The sequence below is a fragment of the Undibacterium sp. Di26W genome (assembly GCF_049340265.1).
GTDB lineage: Bacteria > Pseudomonadota > Gammaproteobacteria > Burkholderiales > Burkholderiaceae_D > Undibacterium.
The window spans coordinates 131,341-143,789 of record NZ_JBMPOR010000012.1; the positions used below are offsets into that span (position 1 = coordinate 131,341).

8 protein-coding genes are annotated in these 12,449 nt (G+C 52.6%); 4 read left to right on the forward strand and 4 right to left on the reverse strand.

Features of this window, described 5'->3' with window-relative positions; genetic code table 11:
- Positions 1-97: 97 nt before the first annotated feature.
- From ACO0LM_RS15725 to ACO0LM_RS15740, 4 genes are read right to left on the reverse strand one after another with little or no spacing between them, the layout of a single operon-like run.
- Positions 98-1,570, reverse strand: a complete 1,473-nt coding sequence (locus tag ACO0LM_RS15725; RefSeq protein WP_423038216.1) for an efflux transporter outer membrane subunit — start codon at positions 1,568-1,570, stop codon at positions 98-100.
- A 6-nt stretch (positions 1,571-1,576) separates the two neighbouring features.
- Entirely contained in the window at positions 1,577-4,780 is a 3,204-nt protein-coding gene (locus ACO0LM_RS15730; RefSeq protein ID WP_423038217.1) for an efflux RND transporter permease subunit, read from the reverse strand.
- Between the two features lie 36 nt (positions 4,781-4,816).
- Positions 4,817-6,091: an efflux RND transporter periplasmic adaptor subunit gene (locus ACO0LM_RS15735; protein ID WP_423038218.1), complete on the reverse strand. Its 1,275-nt coding sequence runs from the start codon at positions 6,089-6,091 to the stop codon at positions 4,817-4,819.
- A 58-nt stretch (positions 6,092-6,149) separates the two neighbouring features.
- On the reverse strand, positions 6,150-7,043 hold the full coding sequence (locus tag ACO0LM_RS15740; RefSeq protein ID WP_423038219.1) for an alpha/beta hydrolase: 894 nt from the start codon (positions 7,041-7,043) through the stop codon (positions 6,150-6,152).
- A gap of 209 nt (positions 7,044-7,252) precedes the next feature.
- On the opposite strand from ACO0LM_RS15740, the gene ACO0LM_RS15745 reads away from it, so the two are divergent.
- From ACO0LM_RS15745 to ACO0LM_RS15760, 4 genes are all read left to right on the forward strand, one after another.
- Entirely contained in the window at positions 7,253-8,284 is a 1,032-nt protein-coding gene (locus ACO0LM_RS15745; RefSeq protein WP_423038220.1) for a LysR family transcriptional regulator, read from the forward strand.
- 473 nt (positions 8,285-8,757) lie between these two features.
- Complete coding sequence (locus ACO0LM_RS15750) at positions 8,758-10,011, forward strand: glycosyl hydrolase family 28 protein (RefSeq protein WP_423038221.1); 1,254 nt, start codon at positions 8,758-8,760, stop codon at positions 10,009-10,011.
- A 137-nt stretch (positions 10,012-10,148) separates the two neighbouring features.
- Complete coding sequence (locus ACO0LM_RS15755; RefSeq protein ID WP_423038222.1) at positions 10,149-11,198, forward strand: pectinesterase family protein; 1,050 nt, start codon at positions 10,149-10,151, stop codon at positions 11,196-11,198.
- Positions 11,199-11,322: 124 nt separating this feature from the next.
- Complete coding sequence (locus ACO0LM_RS15760) at positions 11,323-12,303, forward strand: hypothetical protein (protein WP_423038223.1); 981 nt, start codon at positions 11,323-11,325, stop codon at positions 12,301-12,303.
- The last annotated feature ends 146 nt before the right edge of the window (positions 12,304-12,449 follow it).

Consider the following 12,449-nt stretch of genomic DNA (forward strand, 5'->3'; position numbering starts at 1 on the left):
CCTGGAGTCCATCAATAGAAAAAAAACAGCGCACCCTGAATTGACACCAACACAGGTGCGCTGTAAAAGCCAGAATATGCTCTGGCCGAAGGGAACTTTATTCGGCTTTCGCCATGTGGGTCTCCGAGCCACTACGCTTATCCCAGCCACCACCGACGGCACGTATCAGGCTGACTGCGGACTTGGCACGTGCACCGTCCAACTGAGCAGCGACACGCTGTTGCTGCAAGACGGTACGATCCGCATCGATCACGTTCAGGTAACTGACCGAGCCTTCGCGGTACTGCACATGTGATAGTTTGGCTGCCCGCTCTGCTGCCTGCACCGCATTGTCTTGCGCCTGGGTCTGGTCACGCAAGATGCGCAGGTCAGCCAGATTGTCTTCCACCTCTTTGAAGGCATTCAGCACGGTCTGACGATAGTTGGCGACATCTTCTTCATACACTGCCCCTGCCCTGTCCACACTTGCCTGACGGCGCCCACCGTCAAACAAGGGCATGGACAATAAAGGACCGAGCAGGAAGGTGCGGCTGCTCCAGTTCAACAAATCACCCAGGCTGGCAGATTCATAACCGGCTGAACCTGTGATATCCAGCCTTGGGAAGAAGGCAGAACGGGCCACGCCTATCCTGGCATTCGCCGCTGCCATGCTGCGTTCTGCAGCGGCAATATCTGGCCTGCGTTCCAACAAGGCCGATGGCAGACCTGCCGGAATGTTGACGGTGATACGCGACAACGGGCGCGGCAGAAAATTGAATTCTGCCGGTGTCTTGCCCAGCAAGACTGCCAGTGCATGTTCTGCCACCGCACGGCTGCGCGCCAGCCCCAGCGATTCAGACTGGGCCGTTGCCAGTTCTGCTTTGGCGCGTGCCAGATCGAGTTCGCTGATATCGCCTTCATTAAAACGGGTTTGTACCAGCTTCAGGGTTTTCGAGCGCAGTTCTACCGTGGCGGCATACAAAGCCTGCTCGGCATCCAGTTCCCGCAACAGGAAATAGGCTTGCGCCACATCGGCTTGCAGTGCCAGTTGCACGGACTGGAACAGGGCTTCATTCTTTTGCATATCCGCAGTTGCGGCATCGACGCTGGAAGCCACACGACCGAACAGATCCAGCTCATACGATGCACCAAGCTGGGCATTGTAAGTCGTGCTTGTCGGCATCCTGGCATTGTCAGGCAAACCCTGGGATGCCGGTGCAGCGCGCCCTCGATTGGCGCCAAAGCCGGCATTCACTTGCGGGAACAGACCAGCGCGCGCATCCTGTCTTAATGCGCGTGACTGCTTCAGGCGTGCGGCGGCGGCTTTAAGATTTTGATTGGCAGCCATGGCCTGGGTTTCCATTTCATTCAGACTGTCGTCCGCAAAAATTTTCCACCAGTCACCACGTGCGACTTCTTCCGAAGGTTGTGCTTCTTTCCAGTTGCTGCTGGCGGCCAGCATTTCTTTGTATGCCGCAGGGGTGGTGACTTCTGCCCTTTCATAAGTCGGTGCGACTGAGCAACCAGCCAGCACCAGCAATAACATCAACAAGGACGAAGCCGATTTCAAGGGTTTTATTGTATTCATCATGCTCTCTCAAACTTTAACAGTAGCGTGGTCATGGCCGTGTGCTATTGCCGGTGCTTCATGCACCACCGCAGAATGCAGCTTGCGGCCACCAGCGAAAGAACGCAGCAATACATAAAACACGGGTGTCAGGAACAGGCCAAACAGGGTCACACCCAGCATGCCAAAGAACACTGCCACACCCATGGCATGACGCATCTCGGAACCTGGTCCGCTGGAAATCACCAGCGGTACCACACCCATGATGAAGGCGATAGATGTCATCAGAATAGGACGCAGACGCAAACGGCTGGCATCAATCGCTGCCTGCAAAGGTGTGCTGCCCTGGAGTTCCAGCTCCCGTGCAAATTCCACGATCAGAATGGCGTTCTTGGCCGATAGTCCCACCAGCACCATCAAACCTATCTGGGTGAAGATGTTATTGTCACCACCCGTCAGCCAGACGCCAGTCAAAGCCGCCAGCAAACTCATGGGCACGATCATGATGACAGCCAATGGCAAGGTCAGGCTTTCATACTGCGCCGCCAATACCAGGAACACCAGCAACACACTGATAGGGAATACCCAGACACCGGCATTGCCAGCCAGGATTTGCTGGTAAGTCAGATCAGTCCATTCAAACTTGATGCCGGCAGGCAGTGTCTTTGCAGCGATACGTTCCGCCGCAGCTTGCGCCTGGTTGGATGAATAACCGGGTGCCGGACCACCATTAATATCGGCAGCAGTGTAGCCGTTATAACGTACCACCATTTCAGGGCCAAAACTCGGCGTGACCTTGACCAGTGAAGACAAAGGCACCATTTCACCGGCAGTGTTACGGGTTTTCAGTTGCAGGATGTCTTCCGGCTTGGCACGATAAGGCGCATCTGCCTGGGCCCGCACCTGATACACGCGACCAAAGCGGTTGAAGTCATTCACATACAGGGAACCAAGGTAGATTTGCATGGTGTCAAACACATCGGTCACCGGCACACCCAGTTGCTTGGCCTTGACGCGATCCAGGTTCACATCCAGTTGCGGCACATTGATCTGGTAGCTGGAAAACATAGGCCCCAGTTCTGGCGCTGTCCTGGCAGCCGCAATAAAGGCTTGTGCTGCAGCATTCAGCTCTGCATAGCCGAGTGCGCCCTTGTCTTCGATCTGCATCTTGAAGCCACCCACAGTGCCCAGACCCATCACAGGTGGTGGTGGAAACACAGCGATGAAAGCATCCTTGATGCCGAAATACTTTTGGTTCAGCTTGCCTGCAATGGCATCGGCTGCCAGTTCCTTGCTGCGACGTTCTTCAAACGGTTTCAGCGTCACGAAAACAATACCGGCGCTGGAACTATTGGTAAAGCCGTTGATGGACAAGCCGGGGAAGGCAACTGCACTTTCCACGCCCGGTTCTTTCAGCGCGATGGCAGACATGTCGCGGATGACTTTTTCAGTACGGTCCAGCGTGGCGCCATTGGGCAATTGCGTGAAGCTGATCAGGTATTGCTTGTCTTGCCCAGGTACAAAGCCACCCGGCACGATGTAAGAAATACCCACCGCTGCTGCCAGCAATACTACATATACCACCATGCTGGATGCCTTGCGCGAAATAACGCCAGCTACACCTTTGGAATATTTTTCAGAACCGCGATTAAACATGCGGTTGAAGGCATTGAAGAAGCGGCCAAACAGGCGGTTCATCACCTTGGTCAGCCAGTCCGGTTTTTCGTCATGACCTTTCAACAGGATAGCCGCCAGTGCTGGTGACAAGGTCAGCGAGTTGAAAGCCGAAATAACGGTAGAGATGGCGATCGTCATCGCAAACTGTTTGTAGAACTGCCCGGTCAGACCAGTCATGAAAGCCAGTGGCACGAATACGGCTACCAGTGTCAGGGCGATGGCGATAATAGGGCCGCTGACTTCACGCATGGCTCTATAGGTGGCTTCTTTCGGCGACAGGCCAGCCGAGATATTTCTCTCCACGTTTTCCACCACCACGATGGCATCATCCACCACAATGCCGATAGCCAGCACCATGCCGAAGAGTGACAAGGCATTGATGGAATACCCAAAACCCAGCATCAGCGAGAAAGTACCTACAATGGATACCGGCACCGCCAGCAAGGGGATCAGCGAAGCACGCCAGGTTTGCAAGAACACTATGACCACCAGCACCACCAGGGCAATCGCTTCCAGCAAAGTTTCAACGACCGCATGGATACTGGAACGCACGAATTGCGTAGGATCATAGACAATCTTGTATTGCACAGAACTTGGGAAGTCTGCCGACAATTCTTTCATTGCAGCACGCACCTGGTCAGATACGTCCAGCGCATTGGCACCAGGTGCCTGGAAGATAGGTATCGCCACCGCCGGTTTGTTGTCGAGCAAAGAACGCAAGCCATATTCAGAGGCGTCCAGTTCTATGCGCGCCACATCCGCCAGGCGGGTGACTGCACCATCGGCAGAAGTCTTGAGTATGATCTCGGCAAATTCTGCTTCTGATTTCAAGCGGCCTTGCGCATTCACATTGAATTGCAAAGGCGTGCCAGGCACGTTAGGTGATGCACCGATGACACCAGCCGCAACCTGCACGTTTTGTTCACGAATAGCATTCACCACATCGGATGCAGTCAGGCCACGCTGTGCCACTTTTTGCGGGTCCAGCCACACGCGCATGGCGTAATTGCCAGAACCAAACAAGCCCACTTCACCCACACCCTTGATACGTGCCAGGCGGTCTTTGACATTCAACACTGCATAATTGCGCAGGTAAGTCATGTCATAGCGGTCATCCGGTGAAATCAGATGCACCACCATGGTCAGCGCTGGTGAACTCTTGATCGTCGTGACACCGAGGCGCTGTACGTCCGCAGGCAGGCGTGGCAAGGCTTGCGAAACCCGGTTTTGCACCAGTTGCTGGGCCTTGTCAGGGTCTACGCCAAGCTTGAAGTTGACCGTCACCGTCAGGTTGCCGTCACTATTTGCTTGCGACTGCATATACAGCATGTTTTCCACGCCGTTGATGGATTCTTCGAGTGGTGAAGCCACCGTCTCTGCAATCACCTTGGGGTTGGCACCGGGATACTGCGCACGCACCACCACGGATGGCGGCACCACTTCAGGGTATTCCGAGATAGGTAACTGGAACATAGCCAGCGCACCGGCCAGCAGGATAATTACCGATAACACCCCGGCAAAAATGGGGCGATCGATAAAGAATTTTGAAATATTCATGATAGATTTCGTTGTCTATATATTTTTACGTGACGATCAAGATTTTTTAGCAGCAGTTTTTTCTGTTGCCGCAGTCGCCTCGGGCGGAACTGGAGCAACAGTTGCTGCAGGCACAGCCGCCACTTTGCTCATCGGTACCATGTTCGGCGCAATGGTGTCGCCGGGCCGTGTGCGTTGCAGACCGTTGACGACAATGCGTTCACCGGCTTTCAAACCAGATTCGACGATCAGCAAATCTTCCTGCCTGGTGCCCAGACGTACCTCGCGATATGCAGTGTGATTTTCCTTATCAACAGCCAGCACGAAACGCTTGCTTTGATCTGTACCCACAGCTTTTTCATCTATCATCAGGGCAGCATGTGGCGCACCGCCACCCAAACGAATACGGGCATACAGGCCGGGCAACAGCAAGCCATCCTGGTTATCAAACACCGCGCGCACGCGTATGGTTCCAGATGAGGTATCGACGCGGTTATCGATGGAAGTCACCTTACCCTGGCGGGAATAGCCTTCTTCATTGGCCAGGCCAAGAAAGACTGGCACCTGGGTATTTTTTGCCTGTGCCGGGTTGACGTATTTCAGGAAGCTTTGTTCATCCACGTCAAACGACGCATACACCTGCGAAACCGAAACCAGCGTGCTCAAAGGTGGCGAACTGGCACCGACTGCAATGACATTACCCACAGTGACTTCGGCACGCGAGATGCGGCCAGCGACAGGTGCAGTGATTTGCGTATATTCAAGATTCAGCCTGGCTGCCTTCAGTGCTGCCTGTGCCGCCAGCACATTGGCTGCAGCTTCACGCGACGCATTTTGTTTTTCTTCAAAATCGCGGCGGGCGATGGCGTTTTCACTTAGCAGTCTTTCGCCACGGGCGACATCGGAACCTGTATAAGCAGCGCGTGCCTCGGCGGCTGCCAGTTGCGCCTGGAACCTGGCGACTTCGGCGGCATACGGGCGTGGGTCTATGGTGAACAGCAAATCCCCTTTCCTGACCAGGCTGCCATCCTTGAAATGTACCGCGGTCAAGGTGCCGCCGACCAGGGGGCGTATCTCTACCCTGTCAACTGCTTCCAGCTTGCCAGAATAGTTTTGCCAGTCAACGATGTTGCGACTGACGACTTCGGCGACATCAACGGTAGTCGCTGGCGGTGCGCCTTTAGCGTCGGTATTGCTGGCCTGAACCCGGATTGCACCTACGGTGCCAGCCCCGGCGATCAACAAAACAATGGCCGCGCTGATGGCGATGGACAAAGGGCTGCGATTCGCAGGTGAAGTGACTGAATTGGCTGAATTGACTGAATTGGACATGATATTCCTCGTGGATAGTGGGTTCAGATTGCTGTGTTTTTCAAATTCTGCTGATGCGTCATGCATGATGTTGCTCGTCTATGGATTCAAAAACGGGCTGTTTCAATTCAGAGGGAGCCGCCAGACGACGGCGCAGGAATTCGGCCACTTCCACCAGCACCGGTGCATGTTCGCGCAGTGAGGCATGCTTGACGCCAGCAAAGCGCGCCACCTGGGTGGGTACGCCGACCGAGATCAGGGCGGTCGCATATTTTTCTGCTTCTACATGCAGCACGTCGTGTTCAGCGGTGGCGATAAAGGCTGGGGACAATCCACCCAGGCGGCGTGATTCCAGCGGTGCGGCATAGGGATGTAGCCTTTGCAAAGACATCGGCAGGTACTGACGATAGCAATTCGCGCATTCCTGCGGTGTCATGTCGGAATCCAGCCGTTCTGCATCCCCCAGGCGTGTCATGCTGGGATCGAGCATGGGGCCGATCAGGGCTTGTGCCAGTATGGGTGGAGCATTGCGGTCGCGGGCAATCAGGGTCAGGCAGGTGGCCAGATTGCCACCGGCATCATCGCCAGCGACAGCTAGGCGGCTGGCATCGGCATGGATGCTGGCGGCGTTCTTGCCAACCCAGACCATGGCGGCATAGGCGTCTTCCGGCGCAGCAGGAAAAGGTTTGGCCGGTGCCAAAGCATAATCAACCGACAAGACCAGCACATTGCTGTTTCTGGCAATAAAACGCGCCGGAACATCAGCGTCATGCAGCGACCCGCTGATGAAACCACCACCATGGAAATACAGCACCACAGGCAAGACCGCCTCCCCTTGCGGCCGGTACAGACGCACAGGAATATCACCCAGGGGACCAGGGATCAAAAAATTGCGGATATGCAAAGACGATTCTGCCGTCCTGGTGGTTTTACTTCTGGTTTTTCGGGCAATAGTGCTTGTTGCGTTCATCATGTCGTCGCGGATATCCGCTCCAAGGTTGAGATTGGAACGAATAGTAGGCGTTACGCGCTGCGGGATAAACACCGATAATCCAACATCACTATTCCATCAGGTCGACTAATCAGACCCCAAAATGCATTTATACTGACTACACTTAAGAATCACTCAACGCGCCAAAGCTTTATCAAATGTCATCTCAGGTGTCATGAAGGGAATCAATAATGGACCGCTTTCAAGCAATGCAGGTATTCACCCGCGTGGTGGATTCAAACAGTTTTACCAGGGCAGCCGATAGCCTGGGCTTGCCGCGTACGACCGTCACCACAACCATCCAGAATCTGGAGAGTCTGTTGCAGGTGCGTTTGCTGAACCGGACCACGCGCCGCCTGAGCCTGACGCCCGATGGTGCTGCCTACTATGAACGCTGCGTGCGCATCCTGGCCGATGTTGATGAAACCGAATCGTCGTTCCAGAATGTTGCGCGCGGACCGAAAGGCCAGTTGCGCATAGACGTGCCGGCTTCGATAGGCCGGCTGATCTTGCTGCCTCAGGTTTGCGAGTTTTGCGAACGTTATCCCGATATCAAACTGATCATGGGGATGGGCGACCGCATGGTGGACATGGTGCAGGAAGCAGTTGATTGCGTGATACGGATCGGCGAGCTACAAGATTCCAGCATGGTGGCAAGGCGCATCGGCACCTTCCAGAGCATCACCTGCGCTGCACCCGCCTACCTGGACTTGCATGGTGAACCCCAAACCATAGACGATTTGCAGCACCACCAGGCCGTGCATTATTTTTCCAGCCGCACTGGCCGGAATATGGACTGGGATTTCATCGTCGATGGCAATACCATCGATGTCACCGTCAATGGCAAAATTTCTGTCAATGATTCTGAAGCCTATATCGCGTGTGCACTCAAGGGTTTCGGACTGATACAAGCCCCGCGCTTCATGCTGATGCCGCATCTGCAATCGGGTGCATTGCGCGAGGTATTACCGCAATGGACACCTGCGCCCATGCCTATCTCGGTCGTTTATCTGGCCAACCGGCACTTGTCACCCAAGGTGCGCGCCTTTGTCGACTGGGTGGCAGAACTGTTCCCGCGCTGCCCATTGTTTAGCGGACGCGATGCAGAACTGTTGAACGGCCTGACTGAATGCACCTTCGCCGGCAAACCCGATCAGCGCACTGCAGGCAATACCCTGCGCGCAGTTCTGGAACAACAGAACATCGCTGAAACTGTGCTTTAAGATCACTATGGCCTTGATGTCGTTCTTGATCCCGCACTTGATCTCGCTCTGCATCTGTACAGCGATTAAGCCACGACGACTATTGAGCAAACAATCTGCCTGGCAGGCTGTGTCATATAAATTTTAAGCACCAGAGCGATTTCAAAATCGCCAGCAAAACTCCCCCCCTCCTTCGCAGACAAGCCACGGAAACACTGATGGCACGACCCTGCCCTACCACCATTCTTGTTACATAACTTTACAAGCAGCGTGGTATGAAAACATCGCCCTCCCAGTCAAAAAAATATTTCATCTGCAGCCCAGCCTGCTGGATATCACTTTCGACAGAAACAACACTTTTTCTTCCTTGACAAAGGGAAAAGAAATACCTATAACGTGAACTAACATTGGCTGGACCAATTTCAATTTGGCCCAACCAATGTTAGTTTTTTTCAAACAATTACAAAACCATAATATTTTGATAGGGGACTTTTATGACTGCAATTAATGCACTTCGTTGTTATGCCTTGACCACGACACTACTCGTATTTTCCGTATCTGCCGGGGCGCAAACTCTGGCCACTGGTGACAGCCGCACAGTAACCGAGCCGGTCTACCCTAATGTTTGCACCACGGTTACCGCACAGTTTGCAAGCTCGCAACGCGCCTCCCCACCGTCAACAGACGACACGAGTCGTTTGCAAGCAGCGTTAGACAGTTGCGCAGGATCAGGAAAAAGCGTTGTACTCGCTGCCTCAGGTTCGAAAAATGCTTTCTACAGTAACAGCCTGAACGTCAATGGTGCGGGCCTGGTGATTAATTCCGGTGTAACGCTGTATGGAAATAATAGCTACGCAAGCAATGCGCAATTCATCCTGTTCACTGGCAAAAATTCTTCTTTGATGGGCCCTGGTGTCGTTGATGGCCGCGGCGATATTCTCAGTGGCAGTTCTCGCCTGGTACAAGCAAAAAGCATCACTAATTTTACTGTCTACAACGTTACCATCAAGGAATCTGTTTTCCCGAATCTGTACGTCGAAGGCGGCAATGGTTTCACTGCATGGAAGCTGATAATACGCACACCATCTACCCGCGCCAATGCTGACGGTATTGATATTGACAGCCTCACCAACGCTACGGTAGCGAACTCTTCGATTGAGGCTGGTGACGATGGCATTGCAGTCAAAACCAATTCTGGAGATGCCACAAACATCACCGTAAGAAATAGCCAGCTTTACGGCACACATGGTCTTTCGATCGGCAGTATTTACAAAAATACCGTGTCAAATATCCTGTTCAAAAATAACTATGTCTACGGTGCAGACCTTTCTGGAACCACATCTGCCAACGCTAACGCAATCAATGTCAAAACTGGTCCCTGTGGTCTGACAGTCAGCAAGGTTAGTTATGTCAATACCTGTATTACTGGCGCAAAACATCTGATCGTCATGGATACCAACTATCATGCATGCCCAGTCTCCGGCGGCACACCGTCTTTGTCAAACATTGTCGTCAACGGTGCCTATGCAACTTCGTCCGTATCAGGAGCCTATACCCGGATAGATGGCCGCAACGCCAGCTTTCCGGTCAATGCCTACCTGGCACACGTCAATCTGGACGCGACTGCACAAAGTGGCGACCAGTATGCCAATGTCGGTCTCAATAGTTCGAATGATGTCCCATCCGGCACAGGCGTTACTACCAGTAACTTTACTATGAGCGGTGCAGTCCCTAGCTGCACATTCTGAGTTTGCATTCGCTTAACGTGATCTATCGCAATCGCGTGGGCGCACAGACATATAGCCCATAAACCAGATAAAGCTGTGGCCTGAGATCACAGCAATAGCCGGGACATGATCAGCGTGTCCCGGCATAAGGAGACAATATGAAACATAAAAATAGTGCATGGAAAATTGCGCTGACAGTCGCTTTGTTATTGAGCAGCGCTGCCAGCCATGCAATTACGAAATTAACGGTTGGTGGTACAAGTGCAGGTCATTACTCGTCCATTCAGGCCGCTGTCATCGCCTTGCCATCAATTGGGGGCGAGATTGACATAATGCCTGGAACCTACATCGAACAGGTGACGATCACCAAACCCAATGTTCGCCTGATAGGCCAGGGCGCGCATGCTACCTCCACCGTTATTACCCAAAGCTATTGGGCGCAGAAATCCAATGGCAGCGGCGGAACAGTAGGCGATAAAGGCTCATCAACTGTCATCGTCACAGGTGCAGGTTTTTTTGCAAACAATATCACCATCCAAAACACCTACACCCAGGATGGGCACACTGAAACACAGGCACTTGCACTGTTTCTTGCATCCGACAAATCTGTACTTCGCAATGTGCATCTGATTGGCCGACAAGATACTTTGTATGTCGGCAGCCTGGGTTGTTCTTCCACTACCTGTACTCCAGCCCGTTCCTACTTTTATGGTGTAACTATCGAAGGCAACGTCGATTTCATTTTTGGTGACGGTGCCGCCGTATTCGATAATTGCGTTATCGTTGCTGACCAGCATGGAAGCCTGAGCGGAGAAGTCACTATCACCGCACAAAACCGGCATTTTACAAATTATCTGAGTGGCTATGTTTTTTATAACAGCACCATTTCCAGCAATCCGCAGACAGGTTTAACCGCCGCTTACCTGGGGCGTCCGTGGGGTGCATTGGCTTCCAATATATTCATCAACACCAATATACAGGCACCCATCAATGCTGCAGGGATGATTGAATTTACCCCAGGCACCACCAACAATTTGCCCACATCGTATTTTGCAGAATATGGATCTTCCGGACCTGGTGCCGCGGGCTTCACTGCAAAAAAACGTGAGAAATATACTGTTTATCTAACGTCTTCCCAGACCACACAGTACCAGCCAAACAATTTTCTGGCTGGCTCTGATGCCTGGGTTCCAACGTCTGTCTTCTAAATCGATAGCGATTATTTTGCATAAGGCTTTTGTATAAAATTTTAACAGGACATGGAATGGATGCCGCATGCGGAATCCATTCCATAGCTCAGGTCCATCAAACCGGCAATTTATACACACTCGCATGTCCATTTCACTCAAAGCCAATCCAAAGAACCACTATGGAAGACAGGTTCCTGTCGCCATCATGTTGGTCATTGTTCTGCTGTTGATACACTATTTTTGGCAAGAAGAGCCTGAAGACATCACACCGATACGCGCAAAGGCAAACCTGTCCACCATGGTATTCGGTCCTGGCCAGAGCACGCCGCCAGCCAACACCGTAGATGTATCATTTTCTCCTGGCGACAGCCGCTTGTTACCTAACGGGCTGGCAACAGAAAATCAGCAACTTGTCGTCAATAGCGGTTTATTGGAAGTCATCCATTTTTTCTTGCTGGAGCAAGTGTCAGCAGACCGTGCAGGCGCATTGCGCAGTCACCTAAAAAGCATACTTCCACCTCCTGCCTATACAGAAGCAATGCTGATTGTCGAACACTACCAGGCTTACATGAAAGCGCATGATGAGTTACTTGCAGCGCATAATTTCGATGGCACCGGCAAAGACATCAACTTGCAAGATGTACGACGCATCAGTACCTGGCGTGACCAGCGGGATCGCCTGCGACTGGGCTTTCTGGGTGAGACAGTCGTGCGTGCATGGTATCAAAATGATGATGTGCAGTTGGCTCAGATATTAAACGAATTAACGCAACTGAAAGATAACTCAATACAAGAGCAAAACCCGAACGCGCCCTCGACTGACGAGCAGCCAGCCATACCCCGGCCACCAACCTGGTCCAACAAAAATGACGAATTGCGTCATGATCACTACATGCAGTGGGTACTTGGCAAGGCGATTCGCAGCTTCAGTAGCTGGGCAAATACGGGGCCGCAGCTGGCCAGCCGTCTTACAGGCTACCTGGACGCTGCCAGTCAGATCAATCAAAATCGCCAACTCAATTTTTCTGAACGCGTCATTCAAACTCAAGAACTCTTGATCAAATCTTTCCCTGTTGAAGCAGAGCGGCAACGCGCACGCGATTTAATGTTTCCATCGCATTGAGACTATTTTTTTCACAGACTATGCATAAAACAAACCAGGGGATGGGATATGTCAATGAAATCAACGGTCCACTAGTGGACTGTAACAGTTGAAAACAGAGTGCCTTCCGCTTGCGCGACGATCATGGCTGCGTTGCAAATGCTCGC

Coding starts and splice junctions, on each gene's coding strand:
- ACO0LM_RS15750 (WP_423038221.1), top strand. CDS start 8,758: ATGACTGCAATTAATGCACTTCGTTGTTATGCCTTGACCACGACACTA.
- ACO0LM_RS15735 (WP_423038218.1), bottom strand. CDS start 6,091: ATGTCCAATTCAGTCAATTCAGCCAATTCAGTCACTTCACCTGCGAAT.
- ACO0LM_RS15745 (WP_423038220.1), top strand. CDS start 7,253: ATGGACCGCTTTCAAGCAATGCAGGTATTCACCCGCGTGGTGGATTCA.
- ACO0LM_RS15760 (WP_423038223.1), top strand. CDS start 11,323: ATGTCCATTTCACTCAAAGCCAATCCAAAGAACCACTATGGAAGACAG.
- ACO0LM_RS15730 (WP_423038217.1), bottom strand. CDS start 4,780: ATGAATATTTCAAAATTCTTTATCGATCGCCCCATTTTTGCCGGGGTG.
- ACO0LM_RS15755 (WP_423038222.1), top strand. CDS start 10,149: ATGAAACATAAAAATAGTGCATGGAAAATTGCGCTGACAGTCGCTTTG.
- ACO0LM_RS15740 (WP_423038219.1), bottom strand. CDS start 7,043: ATGATGAACGCAACAAGCACTATTGCCCGAAAAACCAGAAGTAAAACC.
- ACO0LM_RS15725 (WP_423038216.1), bottom strand. CDS start 1,570: ATGATGAATACAATAAAACCCTTGAAATCGGCTTCGTCCTTGTTGATG.